The sequence below is a fragment of the Streptomyces sp. NPDC102437 genome (genome assembly GCF_044765565.1).
GTDB lineage: Bacteria > Actinomycetota > Actinomycetes > Streptomycetales > Streptomycetaceae > Streptomyces.
Genome location: NZ_JBIWKI010000069.1, coordinates 1 through 22,359, shown reverse-complemented (window position 1 = coordinate 22,359; position 22,359 = coordinate 1). Strand labels below are relative to the sequence as shown.

The following is a 22,359-nucleotide window of genomic DNA, read 5'->3' as shown; positions in this document are numbered from 1 at the left end:
ACTACCTCGACCAGCGCGAGCTACCCCGACCGAAATCCTGGCGAACCCTGGGCACCTGACCACGGCAGCTCCAAGATCCCCGACAGAGTCAAGCTAAAGGCATGAGAGATCTCCATTGGGTCGCGGATCGTGAAGATCGACAGGCCCTGGCTCGGATTGGACGCCCCGCCAGGGTCTCTGTCTTCCCGGATTCGAGTACCGGTTCCCCGGACCCTACTTGCGGGACCGACCGTCGCGCCATCGACACAGAGCGTTATGGCCACCCGCGCCCACACGCCCTTCACAATCCACTCCCGGGCCGGAATCTGCATCACCTCGCCCCATTCGGACGGTAATTGCCCATGAGCGTGGGGAACCGAAGGGAAATCGCTCCTGAACGGTCAGATTCGTGCACGGGCGGCGGGGCAGGGGACCGCGACAGCGTGTCGCAGCCATGGCCCACGATCCATGAGAACGGGAGATACGGGATAAACCTCATTGCTCCCGTACGCCCCGATACTGGGTGATGCTTGACCGTTCAGTCACTACCCGAAACCCCCTCCGCCACCTTCCGTTGCGGCGGGCACTAACATCCGGCCCGCAGCTACGAGGCGGAAGGCTGGGCTTCTGTGAGGCGGTCCAGCCGCGTATAGAGGGCCCGCACGAGGCGGGCACGGTTCTGGGCGCAGCGGGCGGTGCGCTCCAGCGGTGCGGACAGGCGTCCGTCGGCTTCACGGAGGACGACTTCGGCGAGGGCGCCGCGGCCGTCGTTCTTCGGCAGGACGGCGGCGTGGCGCCGGACACTGGCGGCGACCGCGCGGGCGTGCCCGGTCAGTTGAAGAGCAATCTGCTCGTAGTCGCGGGGCTGGAGGTGTGGGTCCTTCCACGCGAGGACGGCGGTGACGAGCGCTTCGTACGGGGCGCGGTCCAGCGGGAGTTCGGCCTCGATCAGGCCCTGGGGGTCGTAGAGAACCGTGTGCGTGCCGCTCATCGTGCGCCCGCCGCGTCGTCCTGGTTGTAGTCGCCGGTGCTGGTGTCCGGGGCCCGGACGGCGAGGAAGCGGGCGTAGCCGCGGTCGGCGCGGGCGATCAGCCCCGGTGAAGGCCGGCCGGAGGCGGGGGACTGATGACCGCGCCCTCGGGGTTCGGAGCCGGCAGGTGTGGGTGCGCTCATGGCACCGCCTTCTGTTGCTGGGTGCGTCGGTGTGGTTCGACGCTATGGAGGCCGTCAGTCTTTTCTCAACGAGATTGCGGGTAATTGCGGAGTTTCACTCCAGGGCATCGATCGCGGCCTGGATGAGGTCGCGGGCGGCGTCGCCGTGCACGGCCATCTTCGCGAGGCCGGTGAACGCCTTCGCGTAGTCGGCGATCTCGCGCGGCTGGGTCACCTTGATCTCCGCCGTCAGGGTCTCCACCACGGCCATGGTGTCGTCGTGGACGTAGAACGCCTCCAGTGGCCACACGGTGCGCTGCGCGGTGAACGGGATGATCCCTAGCGAGATTGAGGCGAGCGGCATCACGGCCAGGAGGTGGCGCAGTTGCCCGCGCATGGCCTCGGGGGCGGCCGTTTGGTAGCGCAGGACGGATTCCTCCATGAGGACGACGTAGCGGTGCCCTCCTTCGTAGAGGAAGCGGGAGCGGGCGACGCGGGCGGCGACGGCTTCGGTGACGTCGTCGGGGGTGCCCTGGAAGGTGGTGATCTGGTTCATGAGGGCGGTCGCGAACGCCGGTGTCTGGAGGAAGCCGGGAGGCAGGCTGGAGAGGTAGACGCGGCAGTGGCGGGTCTGCTCGTGGAGGGTGTACCAGTCCTGCTGGACCTGGCGCATGCCGTTGCGGTGCAGGCGGCGCCATTCCAGGTACATCGAGTCGACCGCGCGGGCGGTGGCGATCAGGTCGTCGGCCTGGTCGTCCACGCCGCACGCCGTGCACCAGGCGCGGATGTCCGCGTCCGAGGGCAGGGCCGCGCCCTTTTGGATGCGGGTGGTCTTCGCGGGGTGCCAGCCGCACCGGGCGGAGAGTTCGCGTCCGGTGAGGCCGGCGTCTTTGCGCAGGTGCTGCAGGCGCACTGCGAGCGCCTCGCGGGCCCCCTGTGCGCTGGACGATGGGGAGGAGGTCGTCATGAAGTGGCGGCCCTTAGATGTGCGTCTCGGTCAGATGCGGTAGTCGGCGTGCAAGGTGGCCAGGTCCCACACGGAGCGGAACGCCTCGGCGCACAGCTTGACCGCGTTGGGGTCTTCGGTGTGGTCGGGTTCGAGGGCCTGGCCGTCACCGGAGAACAGGTTCCAGCGCACGACCTGGTCGTCGATGAGCCAGAAGTCGTTGCCGGGCAGGGCGAGCGTGGAGGCGCGGCGGCGGGGCAGCCAGCGGACCTGTTCGCCGGCCCGGAGGTTGGCGTCGGTGATGGCGTGCTCGAAGCGGATGTAGTCGGTGACGGGCTCGGAGACGACCCGGGCCCTGAGGACCTTCACCCCGCGGGCGACGGTCCGCTCCACCAGGGGCAGCCACCCGCCCCAGAACTCCGAGTCGTCCGCGGGCACGCTCCCGTCTCTCAGGAACGCCTCGAAGACTTCCCGCTCCTCCCCCACGGCGTAGACGTCCCGCAGTTCCAGGTGCAGGGCATGGTGCTGGGCGGAGTCGAGCAAGTCCTCAAAGCTGGGTGCTGGCGGCTTCTGCGGCATCGCACGCCTTCCTGATCTGCGACACCATCCGGACCGGGATCCGGATGACCCCTTCGTCCTTGGCGGGCGGGCTGTCCTGGCTGCAGGCGGCGCGGGTCGCCGCGTCGGCGAACTTGCCCTGCAGAACCAGTTCCGGCCCCTCAGCGGTGTCGGTGTCCACCCACACCGCAGGGCAGTTTCCTCCGCCCGAATTCGGGTCCGTGCCGAAGAAAAGTAACGCCATGATCGCCTCCGAGGCGAGCTGGTTGCGAGTAGTTGCGCACCGACCGTCCCGCAGGCTGCGGTTGGCGTCAAGGGCCTCTCGCCGGGACGGGGAGCGACGGCCGTGGCGGCGTCTGGTCCGTCCGGGTGAGCGAGCGCGGCGAGTGCGGTGTCCAGGGATGCGGCCCCTCTACCGTGCGTCCATGGAAGACACCCAGATGCCTGAGCCTTTGCGGCAGGCGGTTCATCAGCTCGTCTCCGAAGTGGTCATGAACTGCCAGGAGGTGCTGCGTTATACCGAGCCGGACATCGCACGCGACTGGAAGCGCATGACGCTGATCCGTGCCACGGACGCCTCCGACACGATGGACATGGCGTCCATGCTGATCGCCGCGTACTGCCAGCGCACCGGCATGGGCATGGACACCCTCACGTCGTACCTCCAGACTCGCCAGCAGCGCAGCCGGGCGGCCGGCCCGAGGGATGCGGACCGGCACGAAGTCGCCGGGATGCTCGGCACGCCGCTTCCTCCCGAGGGCGACCAGAACGCGCAGATGCGGTTCTCATTGGGCCAGGGGTATGCAGAGGACGGACTGAGGGCCGAGGCAGATGAGCAGCGGCTGTTCACCGAGGCGTGTCTGCACGGTCTGCGGGCCCGGCTGTGCGACGACGTCGATGCGCTGGAGGGCTACCTGCCGTCTCACGTCGCGGAGCTGGCCCGGAAGGTAGCCGGGGTGCTGGAGGTGCCGCAGCCGGCCACCACGTGACGACGGGGGCCGCCGTGTCCTTGGACGGTGCGGCCCCGAGCATGGCCCCGGTGAGGTCATGCTGATCACTCGTTCTCCTCCTTGAGCGCGTCGGCGAGGATGCTGGCAGATCCCAAGGACAGGAAGAGGCCTTGGCCCGCCTCGCTTCCATGAACCCCGACCGGGTCAAGGTCCCAGGCACCAACGACGGACACCGTCTGAGGGCCGCCCTCCGTGCCACCCACAAACGAAACGCACAGCCGTAACAACACGACGGCTGGACAAGCGGGGGCAGCGCACCGGGCTCTCCTCAGCCGTGGCAGCTGGTCATGTTCAAGGCGAATGCGGCCGACCTTGTACACGGGCAGAGCGGCGCGTCCGTCCCGTGCCACCGGCATCCTCGCGCCGAATAGCGCCCTGTACCCGGCCGGCTCTTCGTGCGTGCGTCGCGCGCCGAGGCGTGTCGGTGCGGGGTCGGGCGGGAAAGAACGCACTCGCCCCGGCACCATCCCCTGATCTGACGATCTCTTCGAAAGGCAACCCTGTGAGCGTGCAGAACTGGAACCCTGCCCGGATGACCTCGCACCCCGATCACCCCTGTGTGCTGCCCGGCGTTCCGTCGTGGCTTCACGATGTGCACGTTCTCGACACCATGGTGCTGCCCCAGCTCGCCGACGCCGTCGAGGACGAAACCGAGACCGGCTGCTCGGCCGGACTGCCCGATGCCCCGTACCGGGCCGCGGCCGACGCCATCAGCAACCTCGCCGCGTCCCTCCCACAGCCCCCCGCCAGCCCTTCTGCCGCCGGCCTCGGGGTCACTTCCGACGCGGTGTTCCTCCGGGCGGTACCCGCGTGGGAGACCGAGGCCCTGTGGCAGGTCCACATCGCCCTGAAACAGACACAGGACGAGAAACCGGGTGCCACCGGGCTCGGCGAACTGCTCCAGGAAGTAAGCGAGGGCTGCCAACCGCCTCAGACCGCCGCCGACATTGCGGGCCGGCTCAACCGCGTGCTCGCCGTGCTGCTGCTCGACATTCCCGCCGTCCGCACACTCGCCACCGCCCTCGTTCTCAACACACCGCAGGACACTCACGTCCAGACCGCCTACGAACAAATCCACGCCGCCTGGACCACGGCCGGGATCCACTGACCGCAACCGTGTGCCCCGCCCGGCCACCGGCGGGGCGATCCGAGTGGACGGCAGGGATCAGCTCCCACGCCACACCCGCCAGGCCAGGGAACCACCAACCGGCTCGAAGAACTCATCACCTCCTTCAGCAACATCCTCACCACCGGACGCCCCACAACCCCACGACGCCCTCTGCCCGCCCCCATCCAGGCAGCCACCACCTGGCCCGGCAGATGACCAACCGCCCAGTGCCACACCAGACCGGATCCCCCAGGGCTGCGGCGGTGCAGGAAGACCTACGGAGCGGCCTCGTACTTCACGGCGGTGTCGGAGCAGTCCTTGGCGAGGGTCTCCAGCGCGGAGCGTTCCTTGTCGTCCGCGCTGAGCTTCCACCTGAGCTTCGTGGCGGTCCAGTCGGCGAGGTAGGTGCACTTCGCGGACTCCGCCGGCGGCATCCATTCCGACGGGTCCTTGTCCGCCTTGGACCGGTTCGTCTTCGCGGTGACCGCGACAAGGCTGCGCTCGGCCCCGAGGTCATTGGCGTACCGCATGCGCCGGTCCGCGTCCCACTTCGACGCTCCGCTGTCCCATGCCTCCGCCAGGGGAACCATGTGGTCGATGTCGAGTTTGCCCGCAGCGGTGACCGTGACCTCGTCGTAGTACGACGGCCACTCTCCACCGGTCAGGGTGCACCGGTCGCCCTGTTCGGGCTTCTTTGTCGCCTCGGCCAGCAGAACCTCGCTGCGGGTCGAGCAGCTGTCGCCGTCCTCATCGATCCAGTGCTTGAAGCTGTCACGCTTGTACCCGTCACGCACTTCGTCCGCGGCCGGGATCTTCGCGATGGCCTCGGACAGTGACAGACCATTACCACCCGCAGGAGCGCCCGCAGCAGCCGAGGAGCCGGCCTCGGCCCGGTCGGTACCGGCAGACGCGGAAGCTGCCGGCTTCGAGTCGGACTCGCTCTTCGTGGCGCTGGGATTGCACGCGGCGAGTGACGCCACGAGCACTGCGGCGGCAATGGGAACGAAACGGCGCACAGACACGGTGAGAACTCCAGCTGGTCGGGGCTGATGAGCCCTCATGATCGCAGCCGGAGACCGTGTCCTGACACCGGGTCATGTGTGCTGGTCGTAGCCCCGCAGTGACAGGAGAGCTCACCGCCAGCCCGGGGTGCCCCGCAGCCTCAGCCTCATCGCACTGCGCCCGGGGCCGGGGCGAGCACGTATGCAGCAGCTCACCGGGCGGTGAACCACCGCGGCTCGTACGGTCGGTCATGAGGGCCCTGACAGGACGGTGCTCCTGGGATGGCCCCGCGGTCACTTCGCACGTTCCGCAGGGCCACCCCACCCGTCAGGTCAGAGCATCCAGATGTGAGCGCTGGCCACCCCGGCAGCGGCAGCCCCCGCCAGCAGGGCGAGGCCCGTCCACGGCACCTTGTCCATGCTGACGTGGAACCCGCGGGACCTGAACTCCACGTCGGGCCGAGGCTCTTCTTCTGTCTTCCCCGGCTCGTGGCGGGTTGTCGTGTGCTTGTCCCCCGGTGGCACGGCGCACGCGGGTCCTCGGGGCTACGGGTGATGAAGCCGTCCTGGGGTGGGGACGGCCGTGGTGGTGCCGGTGCGTGAGGCGTGAAGGGCTGCGTCGGCCACGTGGACGGCGTGCAGTCCGTCGTGGAGGGTCGCGGTGCGCCGGCTGTGGCCGTGGCCGAGGACCAGGTCGCGGAAGGCTTCGTGTTCGGCGATCAGGGGTTCTTGTTTGGGGATTACGTAGCGGGTGACGTCTCCTTCGGTGACGCCGCGGAATGCGGTGAGTGCTTCCCACTGGGTGCGGGTGGAGCCGTTGGCCCAGTAGGAGAGGTCGGCGGTGAGGGTGTCGGCGACGAGGATGCCGTGGTCGCCGGTGACGACGGTGGTGCGTTCTTTGTGTGGTGAGATCCAGTTGACCTGGTGGTGGGTGATGGTGCCGTCGGTCAGTTGTCCGAGGGCTGCGAGGAGGTCTTCGTGGGGGCGGCCGCTGCGGTGGGCGGTTCGGGCGGCGACCGAGGTGTAGCGGGTGTTGGTGATCCATGCGGTGAGGTCGAGGTCGTGGGTAGCAAGGTCGTGGATCACGCCGACGTCGGTGATCCGTACGGGGTAGGGGCCGGTTCGTCGGGTGGCGATGGAGAACACGTCTCCGAGCTGTCCGGCTTCCAGTCGTTGGCGCAGTGCGATCAGGGCGGGGTTGAAGCGTTCGATGTATCCGACGGCGGCGGGCACTGCGGCGGCGTGGAAGGCTTCTGCGAGGCGTGTGGCGGAGGCGGGGTCGCCCGCCAGCGGTTTCTCTATGAGGGTGGGGATGCTGGCTGCGGCGAGGGCGGTGCCCAGCGGTTCGTGCAGCAGTGTGGGGCAGGCCAGCACCGCGTAGTCGATGCCGAGTTGCAGCAGCGCGTCCAGGTCTGCGACCACGGGGATCCCGTCGGCGGCCCGGTAGCGGTCGCCGTGCGGATCGAGTGCGCCGACCAGTTCGGTGCCGTTCAGGGACCGAAGGACCCGGGCGTGGTGGCGGCCCATCCGTCCCAGCCCGATCAGGCCGGCTCGCAGCGTTGGGGTGTTCACGCGGCGCGCTCCCGGGCCGGGGCGAGGGCCAGTGTGGTTACGGCCTGGGCGACGTTTTCTATCTGGGCTGTGGTCAGCCCGGGGTGGACGGGCAGGGACAGTACCCGTTCGGCGGCGGTGTCGGTGTGCGGGAGGTCGGCTGCGGTGGCGTAGGCGGGTGAGCGGTGGATGGGGACGGGGTAGTGGACGCTGGTTCCGGTTCCGGCCTGTTGCAGGTGGTGGGCGAAGGTGTCGCGGTCGCCCAGGGCGGCGCCGATGCGAACGGTGTACTGGTGCCACACGTGTCCGGCTCCCTCTGCTGTGGTGGGCAGGGTCAGGTTCGGCAGGCCGGTGAGGAGTTCGCTGAGCCGGGCGGCGTTCGCGCGACGGTGTCCGGTCAGGGCGGGGAGCCGGCGGAGCTGGCTGCGGGCGATCGCGGCGTTCACGTCGCTCATCCGGGCGTTGGTGCCGACGATGCGGTGGTCGTAGCGCCGTTCCATGCCCTGGTTGCGCAGCAGCCGCAGGGTGTGTGCCAGGGCCGGGTCTGCGGTGACGACCATTCCGCCCTCGATGGACTGCATGTTCTTCGTCGGGTAGAAGCTGAAGCAGCCCGCGGTCCCGAAGGTGCCAGCCAGCTGGTTGTTGAGGGTCGCGCCGTGGGCTTGGGCGGCGTCCTCGACCAGGGCGAGGTGGTGTGCGTGGGCGAGTGCGGTGAACTCGTTCATCGCGGCGGGGTGTCCGAAGAGGTGGACGGGGATCACTGCGGTGGTGCGGGGGGTGATCGCGGCACGTACGGCGTCGGGATCCAGGCAGAAGGTGTCCGGGGCGATGTCGGCGAAGACCGGGACGGCTCCGGTGAGGCGGACAGCAGCGGCTGTGGCGGCGAAGGTGAAGGAGGGCACGATCACTTCGTCGCCGGGGCCGATGCCCAGGGCGAGGAGGGTCAGCCACAGGGCGGAGGTTCCGGAGTTGACCGCGATGCAGGAGTGGCCGTCGACCAGGTCCGCGAACTCGTCCTCGAAGGCGGCGACCTCGGGGCCCTGGACGAGGTGGCCGGATTCGAGGACGCGGACCGCGGCGGCGATGTCGGCCGCGTCCAGGCGCGGCGCGGCGACCGGGATGGGTGGTGTGTTCACGAAGGGGGTCCCTTCCGGTGGACGCCGGGCGCCGCTGCCGGAAGGGGCGGCGGGGCGTCAGGTGTGGTGTCGGGTGGGGTCGAATCCGTGGTGCAAGTAGAGGGTGGTGTCGTGGGTCAGGGCGCGGGCGCAGGCGTGGAGGCGGCGGGCCATGTGCGGTGGGAGGAGGGTGTCCCACTCCTCGGGTGCCGCGAGCTTCCACTCGGTCAGCTCGCCGGTGTCGAGGCGCACCTGCTGCTGGGCCTCGTCTTGCGTGGTGAGTCCGCCGTCGAAGATGAAGTTGGCGAGCGGGGGGCGGCCGTCGGGCTGTTCGGGCACCCAGTCGACGACGAGCAGCCGGCCCGGGGTGAGGTCGAGGCCCAGCTCTTCCTTGATTTCGCGCTGGAACGCCTGCCTCGGGTCCTCGCCCATGTCCAGCCCTCCACCGGGGACCTCCCAGTAGTCGCGGTAGGACGGTTTCACCAGGAGGAACCGTCCGGCAGTGTCGCGGATGGCCGCTCCTGCTCCCCCGATGATCTTGGGGAGGGTGGCGTAGTACTCGGCGGGAGGCAGATGCACGATGTTCATGGAGCGGGACGCTATCCGTGCCGCTCGCACGACCCGGAGAGCATCATCTGCCTGACACAGAACAGTGACAAACCGGTGTGATTCTCACTCCAGTGGTACAGGCTGGTGCTCGGCGGTCAGTTCGTCGCCGTCGCGCCGGTAGGTACGCGGGCAGGTGGTGCAGCGCAGTACCGCGTCCAGGGTGTGGCCGCACCGGCATACCCAGCCGACCTGCCGGGCGGGGTTTCCGATCACCAGGCCGTGGGCGGGGACGTCGCGCATGACGACTGCGCCGAGCGCGACCAGGGCGCGCGGGCCGACGCTGACGCCGGGTGCGATGACGGCCCCGGCCCCGATCGTGGCCCCGGTACCGATGGTGACGGGGTGAGGGGTCCAGTCCTCGGGGCCCTTACGATGTCCGTCGGGGGTGGTGGCCCGTGGGGCCGGATCCTCCAGGACGAGCGCGCCGGGGCAGATCATCGCCTCGTCGCCCACGTCCGCACCGAACACGTTGGCATAGTTCCCGACCTTCACGCGGTCGCCGATGGTGCTGCCGGCGTCGATGAAGGATCCCTTGCCCAACGTGCAGTCGGCGCCGACCACCGCGCCGTCGGCGATCTGGGACTGATGCCACAGCCGGGTGCCTTCTCCGACACTCGCTCCCGGATCGGACCAGCCCAATTCCGGAATGCCGCCATCGTGTTCCTGATGCGCGGGAGCGCTCCTGTCGGTGGCGGGCAGGCGGCCGGCCAGGTCGGCGGGGGTGGCGGCATCGGAGAGGGCCGGGCCGGGGACGGCCAGACCGGTGGCCCGTTCGACGGCCACCGCCAGGGTGAGCCGGTCCAGGGAATCCAGCCCGAGGTCGCGGAAGTCGGTGTCCGGCCCCGGGGCGGTGCCGGGGCGGATGTGCCGGACCGCGTCCAGGACCTGCTCGACAAGACGGTCGACGGCGCTCACCGCAGGGCCTCCAGACGGCGGGCGAGCGCGAACAGCGACGGGACGGCCTCGATGACCGGGGCCCGCTCCCACAGCCGCCGCATCGCAACGCCGGCCTTCGAGTCCTCTCCCAGCAGGGCACGCAGCGCCAGGGTGGTGAAGGCGGCGAACTCGGCCTGCTGGGAGAGCAAGAGATGCCCGCCCGCCTGCAACAGGTGCTCCAGCATTCCCTGGGCGGCTCCTTGGGCGAGGACGTCGTCGATGTGCGGGGCCGGCATCGGCCGCTGTGCCCGGTAGGGGTGGGTGTCGAGACTGCCCGGTGCGGTGATCTCGTCGGCGACCAGCTGGGCCAGGCGCGGGGCGAGCAGTACCCCGCACCGGTAGGTGGCCGTGGCCAGCAGGATGGACGGTTCGCCGGTACGGCCGACCAGCGGCAGGTGGTCCAGGGTGTAGGGGCGCAGCCCCGTACGTGTGTCCTGGAGGGTGGCCGCTTGGAGGCGGGGGTCCATGAGTGCGGCCGAGTCGGTGGCGAGCACGGCGACCTCGTCCAGGCTGGGGGGCTGGTCGGGGTCGGCGTCCAGGGTCAGCCGGTTCGTGCCGCCGAGGTACAGGGTGGTGTCCGTACGCGGGACCAGGTGGGTTCCGCACGCGAACGCCGCGTTCGGCGTCCGCACCACGTGTTCCAGCTCCATCGCCGGGGCGTTCAGACGGGCGCTGACACCGCGGCCGGCCAGGATCGGCGGCACGCCCATCGGGTAGCCCCGGTCCGGCAACAACTGCGGGATGCCGCAGCCTGCGGCCAGGACCACCTCCCGGGCCTGGACCGTTTCGCCGCCCTTGCGGGACACGGTGCCCGCAGCGACGGCTGTGGCCGGCTGGGAGATCCAGGTGGCGCGGGGGTGCTGCTCGACAGCCAGGGACAGGGCTTCCATCAGGTCGGCTGTGTCGATGCGGGCCTCCGTGGGCAGCCACAGGGCGCCCGCCGAGGAGGAAGGTGCCCGCAGGCCGGGGATGCTGGAGGCCTCGTGCGCCTCGACCCGGTGCCCGGCCGCCCGCGCCGCTTCGGCGATCGGCTCCAGACAGAAACCGCGGTTGGCCGGGGCGAGCACCCACGTTCCGGCAGGTGCCTCGACCTTCCGGCCGCTCATGGCCCCGATCCGCTCCAGCCACGCCGGGTAGGCTTCGTGGGCGGCCAACCGCTCGGCCGTCTCCAAGCCTGCCCGCCGCGCGTCGTGGTGCGGCTCAAGTTCGGAGAATGTGGAGAGCATCGCACCGGCTGCCCGTGTGCCCTGCCCCCGGTGTGCGCCGGCCCTGGGGCCCACCACGGTCACGTGCACGCTGCGGTGCAGCAGCTCGACGGCCACCGCGAGGCCGACGACACCGGTCCCGACCACTGCTACATCCGTCGGCTCAGGCATCGTTCCGCCTCCCCGCTGCGGCGCCGGCCAGGACCTGGTGGGCAGGCGCGGCCGGGTCGAAGGTGGCCTTGGCCTGCATGATCCAGCGCCGTGTTCCGTCCGCGAGACCCTGCTGGGGCCCAAGTGCGGTACGTCCGTGCGCCATACGCCGCTGGTCGATAACCAGCAGCTGCCCTCGCCCCAGCGTCACCGCGACGGTCGTCTGCGCCAGCGCGGCCGCGAAGCGTTCCAGTACCGCGGTGCGGCCCGTGTTGCGCGGGTCGCGGAGCATCTTCCCCGCCCAGCGGACCCAGGCCGGCTGCCCGTCCTGGTCGTCCTCCAGGACGGGGAACGGCATCCGGGGCGCCCCGACACCGCTCAGGTTCTCGACCTGTCCCTCGAAGAACACCGGTTCCCGCAGCGCCTCCCGGTCGGTCTCATCCAGCCGGGCCACCGCCGCCCGGAGGTCACCGAGCAGAGACACGCCACCACCTGCCGGATCGCCCCGCAGCACCAGCAGGCTCGTGTACTCCGGGACATGCTCAACGTTCGGGGCGTCGATGTGCAGGGCCTGCCCGCCCGTACCGCCGAACGACGCCGGATCCTTCACCGCGGTGGTCTCCTGCCCGATCCACATCCGGCCGCCTCCCTGCCGGATCGAGTTGAACGGGCGGCCGAGCGCGGCCAGCACACCGGCGGCGACCACCTGGAGTTCCTCGTTCCCGAGGGTGGCGGGCAGCGCCAGCAGCGCCCACCCCGTCGAGGACGGATCGCTGCGGTCCAGCCTCCTTGCCAGCGCCGACAGCAGCATCTGCGCGCCGCCCCCGGTGAGCACGGTGCGGGCGGCAGCCTCGTTCTGCGCGCTCCACCGGTGGCCCTCCATCTGCATCGTGCAGGCTGCGGCCAGCGCGACCGAGAGCGTCCTCGGCAGCACCACCCGGACCGGATCCGCAGCTATGGGTTCGATGATCTGGGACATGGAACGACCTCCCGTGAACGACGGATGCTGCACGGATTCCCCCGGCGCAGGACGCCGGAGAGCTGCCCTCAGGACAGCAGCGCGAACAGGCGGTCCGGGACCCGGTGAAGACCGGCACATGTCGGCAGTGACCGGCACTGTCCCCGGCGTGCCGCGGCGCAAGGAGCGGCGGAGGTCCGGTGCGCGGCCCGGCGGATCCCGGTGGAGAGCCCTGTCCCGTTCCGCCCTGCGCCCGGCGCACCTACTCTGAGAGGTTCGGACATCGAATGCGCGGAGGCACCTATGGGCCGACCCCGGCTCGATCAGCGAGAGCCCAACGAGCACTTGGCCCAGTGGCAGGCCCAGGTGAGCATGTCGAACGCGGCACTCGCCCGAGCCGTCACCAAACGTGCCAGGGCCCAGGGACACCGCGGCATCAGTCCCGACGAGTCGAGCGTGCGACGGTGGCGTGCCGGTGAGACCCCCAGGCACCCCGTGCCCCAGCTGATCGTTGAAACGATCAGCGAACGGGCCAGTATAGCTCTGTCCCCTGCCGACCTCGGCTTCCCCGGCCTCTTACTCGCGGTGCAGGGAACGGGCCTGTCCTGGCTGCCCGGAACGTCCGTTCAGGCTCTTCTCCACCTCACCCGGAGCGAAGTGATGCTCACGCACACACGCAACAGCACCAGCGCCTCGCGCGTCCAGAAGGGAAGCGCCCTCCTGGCCCCGCTCCAGCAGTGGGCCACCACCGGGCCGTCCTCGCTGACCGTGCCTGCCGGCCGGACCGGCGGGCAGGTCGGCGCGGCCGAGGTCGAGGGCATCCGTGCTGTCACCGCGATGTACCGCGACGTGGACAACCGCCACGGAGGGATCCTCTCCCGCAAGGCCGTCGTCGCGCAGCTCAACGAAGCCGCTTCCCTCCTGCACACCTGCACCTATACCGAACGAACCGGCCGGGACCTCCTCGCGGCCGTCGCCGATCTCGGATCGGTGGCCGGATGGATGAGCTTCGACGCCGGCCATCACACCAGCGCCCAGAAGCTCTTCATCACCTCGCTGCACGCCGCCGCCGAAGCCGGCGACAAAGCACTGGGCGCCCACATCCTGCAGTGCATGGCACGCCAGATGTCCCACCTCGAACGGTACGAAGACGCCCTCGCTCTGGTCGACCTGGCCCAGTACGGTGCGCGATGGCGCCTGTCACCGGCCGCCTCCTCCATGCTGGCCAGCCTCGAAGCCCGGTTCCAGGCCATCCTGGGCAACCTGACCGACAGCGAGACGGCTGCCGGCCGGGCCGAGGACGCCTTCACCGGCATCGTGCCCGGCAACGAACCGGCCCACATGATGTTCTTCGACACCGCTGAACTGTCCGCCACCATCGGCGTGGCCCACCAGATCGCGGCACGCAACAGCGAAGGCACCGGCCGGGCCCGTCACGCGGAATCAGGAATCCGTCTCATCCAGCAGGCCCTCGATTCCCGCCCGGCACACCGGGTACGGAGCAAAGCCTTCGATCATCTCGCACTGGCCCGGACACACCTGGCAGTCGGCGAACCCGAAGGCGCCCGCCAGGAAACGATCCACGCCCTGGACCTGTTCGGCACCATCAGCTCGCACAGGGTCGGTGACCGGCTCACCGAACTGCACGACGAGGCACTCCCCTACGCCAACAGCGCACCGGCCATCGTCCTCCGCGAACGCATCATGCACGCCCTCGGATAGCCGTTCGTCCTGCCTACAGGGGCATGGCGAGGGGCGTGGCCGTGGTAAAGGACGGGCCGTCGCCACGGGTGGTTACCCGAGCCAGATGCCCTAGTCGTGTACCGGAGGCCGGGCCGTGTGGCTCTTGCCGGGCGAGGAGCCGGACCGGACCGAGCTCACCGGAACCGGCTCCGGAGCCGCGCCTGGCTGGTGCGCGCGGCCTCCGGTTCCGGGGGACGCCCTGCGTCTGAGCTCGCGTTCGCACATCTCCCTGGCCTGCCGCCAGCGGCCCTGTGCGCGGCGAGCGCTTGGGGGAAACCAGGCGACGCCATCTTCCTCGTCTTCCAGCGGAATGCGCTGGCACGGCTCGATGTCCGGCCCGGACCGGCCGGTCGCGGCTGTCGACTGCCCCGCCGATGCCTCATCTCCGGTCGGGTTTATGAAACTTGCGCAGGTCCGGGGCATCGACGAGCCCCGTCTCGGACCTGGTGACCGAAGCAGTGACTGAGGCCGTCGAACACGGTCATGGTGCCGTCGCGGGTTCACGGCTCCCCACGGCTGCTCTGGCAGCGAGCGGTTCAGGAACGAGAAGCTGCAGCTCACTGGGGCTGGATCTTCCACAGCTGCTCGGCCCGCGCCCGCTCCCGGGCACAGGCCTCCTGCTGTTCCTTGGCCTGAAGCTCCCCGACCCGGCCCAGGACCTGACGCGGCTGCCACTCCAGCTCCCCGGCCCTGTTCTTGTCCAGGTCGGATATGCCGCCGGACATGGCTACGCCTCGTCCTCGGCCGACTCGTGGGCGTGCTTCAACACCATGCGGGCTTCGACACGGTCGCTGGCGGCGACGGAATCCCAGAAGGAATGTGTGGACACAGTGATGCTGAGCTCCAGCAGCCGGGCCCTGAAGCGGGAAACCTCTGCGGCCTGCTCCTCCGTGTACCCCGGACTGTCCGGCTTCGCGGACACGTAGGTGCTGTGGAGCTGCTTGTCGCTCTCCCAGCCGGGCATCGGCTCGGCCGACCACGGAAGGGTCTTGGCGTACTCCTCGGACGCGGCGCGGGTCTCGTCGAGGGCGACCTGGGCGTCAAGGAGGTCTTGCGGAAAGGGGAAGGTTTTCGGCACACCAAAGGGTACGTATGTTCGCATACTGGATGCGAATGACACGCCGGAAGCCGTCGGGGCGGGAGAAGGCGCTGGAACGGTGGCCGGCACAGCTGGTAGGGAAGGAATGGGTGGCATCTGGCACGGAATGGTCACCTTGAGCGGCTCTGATGGGGTGGCCACCGGCCGAGCGAGAGCCGTGACTGCGGCCGCAGGACGGCAGGTGGGCCTGTTCGCGCTGGCGCCTCCGGGGACATCCTTGTCGCTGAGCGGAGGCACGACAGTGTCGTCACTGCGGAGGTCTTCAAGTCGGTCGCGGTCGGTGCTGGTTACCCAGAATCGGTGCGTCTTGGATGCTGTTCGGTGCTCGATGGGCACGATCTCGCCAGCCGCAGTTTTGCGTACGAGGTCGTCAAACAGCACATCGCGCGGCTTGGGTGTGACGTGGTGTTTTCCGCAACGGCGCGCACCGTTCGGGCACGGGTAGAGAGCTCGGACGCCGCAGTGCCAGAAGTCCAGGGCGCGGAATCCGGAGACGACGCGCAGATCGCCGGCTTTCGCAATGACGTGGGCGGGGAGGTTGTTGCTCCGGGTCCACTGGGTGTCGCTGCGCTGTGCGTAGTCGGCACGGTCGGTGTGCCAGGCAGGGACGATCCCGTGCTTGGCGGCTTTCGACGCCCGCGCACGCACGCTGCGGGGCCCGTGCTCACCAGCGGTCGAGAGCTGCACCTCCCAGCCGATCCGGCGCCCGTCGGCCCCTTCGACGAGCGTGTCGGTCTGGATCCAGCTGCGGCCAACCCGAGTGCGCACCTCGCAATCCCCGCCGAATCCGCCGGCCGTCGCCGCCAACAGGATCCGCTCCTGGTAGGCCTTGTGCTCGTCACTCATCGGAGTTGTGTGACGGGCTTCGTCCTCGGCCTTCTCGTGAACGGCTTCGCGTCGACCGTTGGCACGTAACCGCAGGTGCATCCACGCAACCACTCCGGCCTCCTGGCAGACGCCACCGCACTGCAGGCCCCTCTGAGAAACAGGAACGCTCCGCGCCGCGTACAACCGGTCAGTCGCGTAGATCGTGTCCCACAATCCCGGCAGCCCTTCATGGCCGAGATCGTCGCGCGTGAGGTCCAGATGGATCCGCAGTTTCTCGTGCCAGACAACGTTCGCCACCCCTGCCGCCCTCCCCTGGGATTCCCTTAACTCAAGGTAAAGCGAGGCACTGACAAAACGAATGGCGCAGCGTCTCCGGACAGTTCCAGACGAGGCTGGAAACATACCAACTCAGATATTCGAACACGAATTTGAGCGCATCCATTGGCGCAGCTCAACACCAATTCAATGTCGTCCAGTGGAAACGATCAACACGCCCGAACTAGCAAGTTACGGCCATTCACGGAAGCCAATTCGGTTGTGCTGCCAGCGGCGTCCCAGCCTCGGACCGCGATGAGGTCAACTTCACCGCACCGCTGCGGGACGGTGCCTTTGCAGTCGGGCCGGTGCAGGAACATGACCGTCTCGGCTGCTGCCGTCTGAGTGTTCAGGGCGGTGATCACAAGAGGGTTGGTCTCGGAGCCGTCTGCCGGCAGGTCCAGGTGGGCGGTCACCAGCAGGCCGCCTGTACGCCTCCCTTCGCCGCAATCGCCAGCCGCCCCGGACTGGGAAAACCCGAGGCGGCTGACAGCAGCTCAGAGAGGCCCTCGGCTGACTTCCGGGGTGATCACCTCTTCTGTTGCCGGGCCATCCTCTGTGCGGCCTTCCGCTCATCCACGATCAGCCGCAGCCGCTCATTGTGGCCATCCTTTCGCGCCTTCCCACTGTTGGGCCCCTCGACCAGCACACAGTTCTTGCCCTGCTCCGCGTTGCAGCGCGGACAGCTCCGCTGGATCCAGTGCCGCCGCGCCACGCGCAGCTGCTCCTGCGGCCCCAGCGCCGCACGCTTCTTCCAGACCTCCACACGCCGCGCTTCACCACGCTTCAGCAGCTCTCCGGCCAGGGCCGCGGACCGCAAAAACTCCTCCACCTGAGGGCGCAAATCGAACGTGTACGCGTCGTACCCGCGAAGGCGAGGGAGGGCACTGCGGACGCGAGCGGCAGCCTTCTTTGCTTCCTTCTCAGTGGCAGCTTCCGCTTCGACCGCGTCCCGCGTGAGGTCGTCCAGGCCCTCGAAGTACTTGATCGCCCGCTCGCAGACGGCGGACTCGGCCTCCGTGCGATCCTCCGCAGCAGTCGCGTTGACGCGAATCAGAAGCCTGCGCACCCGCCCAGGGCGCTGCTCAGCTACCGCCCTCTTCAGGTTGCCGAAGAGCCTGTGGCGCTCCTCGTTCTGCTCGACCAGCCAGACCCTCGCGTGGCGTACGGCAGCCTCGAGCTGCCCCTGGAGTTCCCCCTCCGCACCGGTCAGACCCTCGATCTCCTCGCACACCTGCTTCGCCAGGGAAACGGACTCGATCCGACGCGCATACACCAGCCGGCGCAGCAGGGACCGGGCGCGCGCCTCCGGCTCCGGCACCTTTCTTACCTTGCCGGGCGACCACAGTGACGGACGCGGCGCGTTGCGGGCCTGAACGATCTTCTCAACCGCCGGCGTCGACAATCCGCGCCCCGTCATCTCGCACTCGTCCAGAGCGAACCATTCGATCGGCCTGGCGAACGCCTCGGTCCCGATCTGGACGTGGCGCGCGGTGCCCACGCTGTCCAGGCGGATCCGGTGCACGTACCAGCGGCGGATCAGCGTGTCGCGGTCGACCGGCACCATCGTCCCAAGGACCGGCTCCACGTCGTCGTCCCACACCGGCGCTACCGCCTGGTCCAGATGCACCCGCAGAGCACCATGCCGCCAGCGCACATCTACGACAGAGCCAAGTGGTGCCCCTTCGGCGCGGGTGTACTCGACGGTGGCCTGCTCCCCGCGACCTGCAAGCCAGGCCGCGGCCGCCGACCGCACATAGAGGTGGTCTGCGCTGTCCACGCCGCGGGCGCGGCGTCCGCAGACGTGCGGCAGTCCGTCCGGGCCCGGGTGGTGGGCGAAGTGGCACACGCGGTCGGTGTAGAGCTTCGTCGTCAGCTGACCGCCGCAGCCGCCGAGCAGGAGCCCGCACCAGAACGTGTCGTGTTCGTGCCGGCGGCGGAAGGCGTCCAGCTCGATCGCCTCCAGCGGCAGCATCAGCGGCTCCTCCGACTCCGCACTGCCCAGGACCGCCGTCTGGATCTGACGCCTGTCACCCCGCACGAACCCCACCCTTTCCATCCCAACTCATCGCGCTATACCCGGCGCTGGCTCACAGGCTGTCCCAGGGCAGGCGGACGGCCAGGGGCAACGGGCTGGGCGGCCCGCAGCCGCGCTGTTTCAGCCTTCGGTCCAGGCCTGGCCCGGTGAGCTGGTACCGCGCCAGCTCGGGAGGCTATATCGGTGAACCAGGATCCATGCGGTGCGTGTGGCGTCCTCCACCCAGGCGTGGCCAGCAGCGGGCAGGTCACCGACCCCGGTCAGATGGGGCGTGATCTGTTCCTCAGAGACGTGCTTGTTGCCTCGTCCGAGGTACTTGAGGACGTAGACGGCGAGGTAGTCGACATCGGCCGCGCGCCCGCTGCCGTTGAGAATTTCCTTGAGCCTGTACCCGATCTTGGACCCGATGCTGTGGTCGCCGTCGCCCCAGAAGCCCGACACGTCCGGGTGCGGAAGGATGTCGATGAGGTCGACCAGGTGAGCGAGATCGGGGTCGTCGTCAAGAGTGATGGTGCCGTGCACGGGTCTACCTCCAGTGGACGATGCGCAGGCGCCCTGGACACGGCGCTGTCGCAGATCATCAGGCCCCTCGCACGACGACATGCCACTCGCCGAGAAGACTGCCCGGTTCCCTGCATGCAATGGCTGAGAACACCTGCCCGCCATGCGACGGATGCTGGTTGGGCAAGGAAAGCCGCAGAACTCAAGGTCGTCCCTCACGCGCGAGGCCGTGACCGGCCCGCACTCCGAACGAATCGTTCAAGGCGAGGCATCTGGGAGCCTGGGAGGTGACTTCGACACGTTAGCGCCGTCGTCGTCACCACTTGCTGCGCACACCACGGCTACACCACGCTCGACGAGCGGAGGCACCTTACCGCTCCCCACTGACAATCCACGGTCCGCGTTTCCGCCGGCCGCCCGGCATCACGAGTAGTCGAGTTCGGCGAACTCGACCTGGAGGCACGGGCGCGGCGGCCGCGGTCGGTCAGGTGTTGGGCAGGTCGACGAACCGGTGGTACTCCGGCTCGAATCGCACGGTTGCGCTGCCGGCGGCGTCCCAGCCTCGGGCCGCGATGAGGTCGACTTCGCCGCGCCGCTGCGGGACGGTGCCGTTGCGGTCGGGCCGGTGCAGGAGCATGACCGTCTCGGCTGCTGCCACGGGGGTGCTCAGGAAGCCCAGTTCGGTGATCGCGGGGAGGTCGGTCTCGGAGCCGTCTGCCGGCAGGTCCAGGTGGGCGGTAACCAGCAGGCCGATGTTCCGTTCGCGTGCGAGGTTCCGAAGTGTGGTGAAGGTGGCCCCAGGGACAAGTTCGCCGTGTGTGGCCAGGTGGTAGCTGTCCAGGATGAGCAGATCGAGGTCGGACAGGTCGGCCATCTGCTTGGTCAGGTTCTCCAGGGAGCAGTTGCCCCTGGGATCCCACATCCACAGCCGGGACTGTTCGATCGTGGTGCGGGCGCGCTCGATGCGGGCGCGGCGGCCTTTGTTGATCGTGAGCGGGCGGTTGGTGTTGACCGAGGTGGTGGCTGCGACGTAGTCGCTCATGAGTTCATCGGCCACGCATTGGAAGCTTGCGATCGCGACATGGTGGCCGGTCTCGTCGTTATGGCGGGCCACGGTCAGAGCGAAGGCGCTCGCGCCGGCGGAAGAACGGGCGGCGACGAGAGTGACCCGGCCTCGCGGGATGGGACCTGCCAAGGCGTCGAAGTCCGACAGCCCGGTGTTGAGCTCGTGGCTAGTCATGTTCTCTCCAAGTGGTCAGCCATAGAAGTATCGATGGGTCGGGGCAAAACCCGAGGCGGCTGAGAGGCGTACAGACGTCCGGCATGAACCACCCCACCGCCCCTGCCCCGGCCGTGCCGGGTTCGTGCGGCCCAGCCCGGCCCAGCCCGGCTGTCACACGGCCGTGTCGGTGCCGGTGTCCTTGGGCGGCGCCAGGAACTTCAGACGCTCTTCCGGCCCGCCGTTGAGCAGCGAATGCCCCTCGTACGGGTACCGGACAGCGGCGCCTGAGAACAGCCCGAGCTGCACGATCCGGGAAGGCCCCCATGCGGGGAGCGGCCTCAGTTTTCGCTCCTCGACCGTCTGCAGCATCACCCACGTGGAGATATAGGTCGACTCGATCGCGTCGTCCTCGTACACGGACACGCTCAGGCCTTTGAGGACTGCCTCGTGGTCCACGTAGTGCTTGCGACCCATCGGATCTTCGAACCGCACGACCCACGCCGGAGAACCCGGGTCACGGAACTCCTCGTACTCGGGGACGCCATCGAAAGCGAAGACCCTCGGGCCCAAGTCGGTCTCGTTCCCCCACTGAGGCTTCAGGGACGGGTTCACCTTCAGGAACGCCTCCGCGATCTGGCGTGTCTCGTCCGGGGTCACTTTGTAGTCAGTCATGGCGTCATCCTTCGGGGTCGAGCGTGCCGGTACGGCCATCCTCACCACCCGAAGCTGGCGCCCGCCGCAGAACGTCGAAATTTCGCAAGAACGGGGAGCAGTGCTGGCACTGGAGTGGGCAGTGCTGACGGCGTCACCGCAGGTCAGAGGCGAAACGCGGACAGTGTTTCACTGTCGTGTCGCAGTGACGGCCCCGGATGTTGCGGCCGACAGGGCCGTACGCCCTTCTGGTCCGCGAACGCCAGCCGTCCCCGACCCGTTGCTGACAGGCGCTCAGAACGCCACACAGAGACGCTCTAGGCGGCGAAGCCGATGTTGGATCAGGTCGCCGCCGTCGTACACGCACTCATAGACGCGCACGGACTCCGCCGCGTCCCTCCACGGCCCGCCCGTGCCGTACCCCTGACCCGGCGGTTCCGCCACCGGGGTGCTCGGGCGGTGAATGCGCCGTACGCCGTCGATCCGGCCGTCTACGTACCGGCCCTCCTGCGACAGCTCACCACCGGGGTGGTCGAAGCGCCGGAAGACCCCGTGCGGCCGGCCCGCCACAAGCTCGGACTCGCAGATGAACCTGCCGTCCACGTCCCAGTAACGGACCCACCCGGTAAGCCGGCCCTCCTCGTCCCTGTCGCCGAGCACCCACTCGCGATCGGTCTCGGACCACCACGCCTCGGGCGGCCTGGGATCGCTGCGCCGCAAGGTCATGCCGTGGTCCTCCGTCAATTCTCGCGACACTCGGCCCAGTAGCTTCGCCGGGTACGTCCGTAGCAGGTCGCCCTCGTCGCCCGGGAAACGGATGGCTAATCAGGCGTAGTCTTCCGCTTGGCCCGCATTGCTCTCATCGACAAACGCAGAGATGTACTGGTCGAATGTTACGAAGCCTTCTGGATCCTCGTACACCTCGTCGTGCAAGTAGAGGCTCACCGGCATCTCGCCGTCCTCGTTCACCAGGTCGGTGCGGAACATGGCGTAGTTGTAGGCCCCGGAGTCCGTCTGCTGGAATGCCGCTGATGCCCGGAGCCTGTCCATGACCGCGTCGAGTTCCTCGGCAGGCACATGGAGGAGGTCTTCAGGGTCGTAGACGCAGTGATCCCCGGGGCGCAGCTGCCGCGGTTCGAACAGCAGCGGGTCCGGCTTGCTGTTCTTCCCGTATCCGATGTACGGCAGGCCGTGGTCGGACAGCAGCCTCATATAGCTGGGCGGCAGGCGGATGCCGAGCCCGCGCTCGGCCTCCGCCAGGCCGTGGAGGCCCGCTGCCTGGTAGTCGACGTGGTAGATCCAGTCCGTCTGGTCCCGCAGAGCGTCGTTGAACTCCTTCAGGCGGGCCAGCGCGGCGGCGGCCGACTCACCGACCGGTCCCTTGAGCAGGTCATCTCTGATCATCTTGGCTGTTCCTTGGGATTGTTCGGGGCGGCTGCCGTTCCATCATGAGTGCGCCGAGCCGGACGGCGACGCCGCCGTTGCCGGCTGTGCCGCTGCCGTCAGCGCGACGCGAAGCCAACTCTTCCCGGGACGAACGCCGGAGACATCCGTAGAACTACGCAATCCGCACACGCAGGCCCACGAACCTTAGAAGCTGTTGTCGTTCCGACCTTGAGGATTGGGCGTCGAACGGGAGTCTCGATCGGGTGATCGCGGCTGGCAGCGGGCATGAAGGCAGGGC

23 protein-coding genes are annotated in these 22,359 nt (G+C 68.9%); 3 read left to right on the top strand and 20 right to left on the bottom strand.

What is annotated here, in order from left to right; translation table 11 throughout:
* Nucleotides 1–583 precede the first annotated feature (583 nt).
* From ACIRJP_RS39235 to ACIRJP_RS39215, 5 genes are all read right to left on the bottom strand, one after another.
* Nucleotides 584–970: a restriction endonuclease gene (locus ACIRJP_RS39235; RefSeq protein ID WP_404185461.1), complete on the bottom strand. Its 387-nt coding sequence runs from the start codon at nucleotides 968–970 to the stop codon at nucleotides 584–586.
* A complete protein-coding gene (locus ACIRJP_RS39230) occupies nucleotides 967–1,152 on the bottom strand; it encodes a hypothetical protein (RefSeq protein WP_404185458.1) in 186 nt (61 codons plus the stop codon). Before ACIRJP_RS39230 ends, ACIRJP_RS39235 begins: the two co-directional genes overlap by 4 nt.
* Nucleotides 1,153–1,246: 94 nt before the next feature.
* On the bottom strand, nucleotides 1,247–2,098 hold the full coding sequence (locus ACIRJP_RS39225; RefSeq protein WP_404185455.1) for a helix-turn-helix domain-containing protein: 852 nt from the start codon (nucleotides 2,096–2,098) through the stop codon (nucleotides 1,247–1,249).
* Between the two features lie 30 nt (nucleotides 2,099–2,128).
* On the bottom strand, nucleotides 2,129–2,620 hold the full coding sequence (locus ACIRJP_RS39220; RefSeq protein ID WP_404185453.1) for a DUF6879 family protein: 492 nt from the start codon (nucleotides 2,618–2,620) through the stop codon (nucleotides 2,129–2,131).
* 4 nt (nucleotides 2,621–2,624) lie between these two features.
* Nucleotides 2,625–2,816, bottom strand: a complete 192-nt coding sequence (locus ACIRJP_RS39215; protein ID WP_404185450.1) for a hypothetical protein — start codon at nucleotides 2,814–2,816, stop codon at nucleotides 2,625–2,627.
* Between the two features lie 244 nt (nucleotides 2,817–3,060).
* On the opposite strand from ACIRJP_RS39215, the gene ACIRJP_RS39210 reads away from it, so the two are divergent.
* Both ACIRJP_RS39210 and ACIRJP_RS39205 read left to right on the top strand, forming a co-directional pair.
* Nucleotides 3,061–3,624 carry a hypothetical protein gene (locus tag ACIRJP_RS39210; protein ID WP_404185447.1) on the top strand — a complete coding sequence of 188 codons (564 nt, stop codon included), beginning with the start codon at nucleotides 3,061–3,063 and terminating at the stop codon, nucleotides 3,622–3,624.
* Nucleotides 3,625–4,153: 529 nt separating this feature from the next.
* Nucleotides 4,154–4,753, top strand: coding sequence for a hypothetical protein (locus ACIRJP_RS39205; RefSeq protein ID WP_404185444.1), 600 nt, complete (start codon nucleotides 4,154–4,156; stop codon nucleotides 4,751–4,753).
* Between the two features lie 275 nt (nucleotides 4,754–5,028).
* On the opposite strand, the gene ACIRJP_RS39200 is transcribed toward ACIRJP_RS39205, so the two are convergent.
* The 7 genes from ACIRJP_RS39200 to ACIRJP_RS39170 all read right to left on the bottom strand — a co-directional run bounded on the left by ACIRJP_RS39200 (nucleotide 5,029) and on the right by ACIRJP_RS39170 (nucleotide 12,299).
* The gene (locus tag ACIRJP_RS39200; RefSeq protein ID WP_404185441.1) at nucleotides 5,029–5,775 is read right to left on the bottom strand and encodes an HNH endonuclease family protein; all 747 of its coding nucleotides are present in this window, start codon (nucleotides 5,773–5,775) and stop codon (nucleotides 5,029–5,031) included.
* Between the two features lie 525 nt (nucleotides 5,776–6,300).
* Nucleotides 6,301–7,326: a Gfo/Idh/MocA family oxidoreductase gene (locus ACIRJP_RS39195; RefSeq protein WP_404185438.1), complete on the bottom strand. Its 1,026-nt coding sequence runs from the start codon at nucleotides 7,324–7,326 to the stop codon at nucleotides 6,301–6,303.
* Complete coding sequence (locus ACIRJP_RS39190) at nucleotides 7,323–8,441, bottom strand: DegT/DnrJ/EryC1/StrS family aminotransferase (protein WP_404185435.1); 1,119 nt, start codon at nucleotides 8,439–8,441, stop codon at nucleotides 7,323–7,325. The genes ACIRJP_RS39195 and ACIRJP_RS39190 overlap by 4 nt, the downstream gene beginning before the upstream one ends.
* A gap of 57 nt (nucleotides 8,442–8,498) precedes the next feature.
* A complete protein-coding gene (locus ACIRJP_RS39185; RefSeq protein ID WP_404185432.1) occupies nucleotides 8,499–9,008 on the bottom strand; it encodes an NUDIX domain-containing protein in 510 nt (169 codons plus the stop codon).
* Nucleotides 9,009–9,092: 84 nt separating this feature from the next.
* Complete coding sequence (locus tag ACIRJP_RS39180; RefSeq protein WP_404185429.1) at nucleotides 9,093–9,944, bottom strand: phosphopantetheine-binding protein; 852 nt, start codon at nucleotides 9,942–9,944, stop codon at nucleotides 9,093–9,095.
* Nucleotides 9,941–11,341: an NAD(P)/FAD-dependent oxidoreductase gene (locus ACIRJP_RS39175; RefSeq protein WP_404185426.1), complete on the bottom strand. Its 1,401-nt coding sequence runs from the start codon at nucleotides 11,339–11,341 to the stop codon at nucleotides 9,941–9,943. Before ACIRJP_RS39175 ends, ACIRJP_RS39180 begins: the two co-directional genes overlap by 4 nt.
* Nucleotides 11,334–12,299, bottom strand: a complete 966-nt coding sequence (locus ACIRJP_RS39170) for a TauD/TfdA family dioxygenase (protein ID WP_404185423.1) — start codon at nucleotides 12,297–12,299, stop codon at nucleotides 11,334–11,336. The genes ACIRJP_RS39175 and ACIRJP_RS39170 overlap by 8 nt, the downstream gene beginning before the upstream one ends.
* Nucleotides 12,300–12,581: 282 nt before the next feature.
* On the opposite strand from ACIRJP_RS39170, the gene ACIRJP_RS39165 reads away from it, so the two are divergent.
* A complete protein-coding gene (locus tag ACIRJP_RS39165) occupies nucleotides 12,582–14,000 on the top strand; it encodes a transcriptional regulator (protein ID WP_404185420.1) in 1,419 nt (472 codons plus the stop codon).
* 578 nt (nucleotides 14,001–14,578) lie between these two features.
* Here ACIRJP_RS39165 and ACIRJP_RS39160 read toward each other — a convergent pair.
* From ACIRJP_RS39160 to ACIRJP_RS39125, 8 genes are all read right to left on the bottom strand, one after another.
* Nucleotides 14,579–14,746: a hypothetical protein gene (locus ACIRJP_RS39160; protein WP_404185417.1), complete on the bottom strand. Its 168-nt coding sequence runs from the start codon at nucleotides 14,744–14,746 to the stop codon at nucleotides 14,579–14,581.
* A 2-nt stretch (nucleotides 14,747–14,748) separates the two neighbouring features.
* Nucleotides 14,749–16,245: a hypothetical protein gene (locus tag ACIRJP_RS39155; RefSeq protein WP_404185415.1), complete on the bottom strand. Its 1,497-nt coding sequence runs from the start codon at nucleotides 16,243–16,245 to the stop codon at nucleotides 14,749–14,751.
* A gap of 547 nt (nucleotides 16,246–16,792) precedes the next feature.
* Nucleotides 16,793–18,238: a hypothetical protein gene (locus ACIRJP_RS39150; RefSeq protein ID WP_404185412.1), complete on the bottom strand. Its 1,446-nt coding sequence runs from the start codon at nucleotides 18,236–18,238 to the stop codon at nucleotides 16,793–16,795.
* 183 nt (nucleotides 18,239–18,421) lie between these two features.
* Entirely contained in the window at nucleotides 18,422–18,823 is a 402-nt protein-coding gene (locus tag ACIRJP_RS39145; protein ID WP_404185409.1) for a hypothetical protein, read from the bottom strand.
* A 463-nt stretch (nucleotides 18,824–19,286) separates the two neighbouring features.
* A complete protein-coding gene (locus tag ACIRJP_RS39140; protein ID WP_404185406.1) occupies nucleotides 19,287–20,042 on the bottom strand; it encodes a DnaB-like helicase C-terminal domain-containing protein in 756 nt (251 codons plus the stop codon).
* 153 nt (nucleotides 20,043–20,195) lie between these two features.
* Nucleotides 20,196–20,696, bottom strand: coding sequence for a hypothetical protein (locus tag ACIRJP_RS39135; RefSeq protein ID WP_404185403.1), 501 nt, complete (start codon nucleotides 20,694–20,696; stop codon nucleotides 20,196–20,198).
* A 273-nt stretch (nucleotides 20,697–20,969) separates the two neighbouring features.
* Nucleotides 20,970–21,401: a toxin-antitoxin system YwqK family antitoxin gene (locus ACIRJP_RS39130; RefSeq protein WP_404185400.1), complete on the bottom strand. Its 432-nt coding sequence runs from the start codon at nucleotides 21,399–21,401 to the stop codon at nucleotides 20,970–20,972.
* Between the two features lie 99 nt (nucleotides 21,402–21,500).
* Nucleotides 21,501–22,079 (bottom strand): hypothetical protein, encoded by a 579-nt coding sequence (locus tag ACIRJP_RS39125; RefSeq protein WP_404185397.1) that lies wholly within the window; start codon nucleotides 22,077–22,079, stop codon nucleotides 21,501–21,503.
* Nucleotides 22,080–22,359: the final 280 nt, after the last annotated feature.

Excerpts from the sequence above, each read along its gene's own strand:
- ACIRJP_RS39210 (WP_404185447.1), top strand. The coding sequence starts at position 3,061 with ATGGAAGACACCCAGATGCCTGAGCCTTTGCGGCAGGCGGTTCATCAG.
- ACIRJP_RS39185 (WP_404185432.1), bottom strand. The coding sequence starts at position 9,008 with ATGAACATCGTGCATCTGCCTCCCGCCGAGTACTACGCCACCCTCCCC.
- ACIRJP_RS39225 (WP_404185455.1), bottom strand. The coding sequence starts at position 2,098 with ATGACGACCTCCTCCCCATCGTCCAGCGCACAGGGGGCCCGCGAGGCG.
- ACIRJP_RS39135 (WP_404185403.1), bottom strand. The coding sequence starts at position 20,696 with ATGACTGACTACAAAGTGACCCCGGACGAGACACGCCAGATCGCGGAG.
- ACIRJP_RS39170 (WP_404185423.1), bottom strand. The coding sequence starts at position 12,299 with ATGTCCCAGATCATCGAACCCATAGCTGCGGATCCGGTCCGGGTGGTG.
- ACIRJP_RS39230 (WP_404185458.1), bottom strand. The coding sequence starts at position 1,152 with ATGAGCGCACCCACACCTGCCGGCTCCGAACCCCGAGGGCGCGGTCAT.
- ACIRJP_RS39125 (WP_404185397.1), bottom strand. The coding sequence starts at position 22,079 with ATGATCAGAGATGACCTGCTCAAGGGACCGGTCGGTGAGTCGGCCGCC.
- ACIRJP_RS39165 (WP_404185420.1), top strand. The coding sequence starts at position 12,582 with ATGGGCCGACCCCGGCTCGATCAGCGAGAGCCCAACGAGCACTTGGCC.
- ACIRJP_RS39130 (WP_404185400.1), bottom strand. The coding sequence starts at position 21,401 with ATGACCTTGCGGCGCAGCGATCCCAGGCCGCCCGAGGCGTGGTGGTCC.
- ACIRJP_RS39175 (WP_404185426.1), bottom strand. The coding sequence starts at position 11,341 with ATGCCTGAGCCGACGGATGTAGCAGTGGTCGGGACCGGTGTCGTCGGC.
- ACIRJP_RS39140 (WP_404185406.1), bottom strand. The coding sequence starts at position 20,042 with ATGACTAGCCACGAGCTCAACACCGGGCTGTCGGACTTCGACGCCTTG.
- ACIRJP_RS39235 (WP_404185461.1), bottom strand. The coding sequence starts at position 970 with ATGAGCGGCACGCACACGGTTCTCTACGACCCCCAGGGCCTGATCGAG.
- ACIRJP_RS39160 (WP_404185417.1), bottom strand. The coding sequence starts at position 14,746 with ATGTCCGGCGGCATATCCGACCTGGACAAGAACAGGGCCGGGGAGCTG.
- ACIRJP_RS39150 (WP_404185412.1), bottom strand. The coding sequence starts at position 18,238 with ATGCTGCCGCTGGAGGCGATCGAGCTGGACGCCTTCCGCCGCCGGCAC.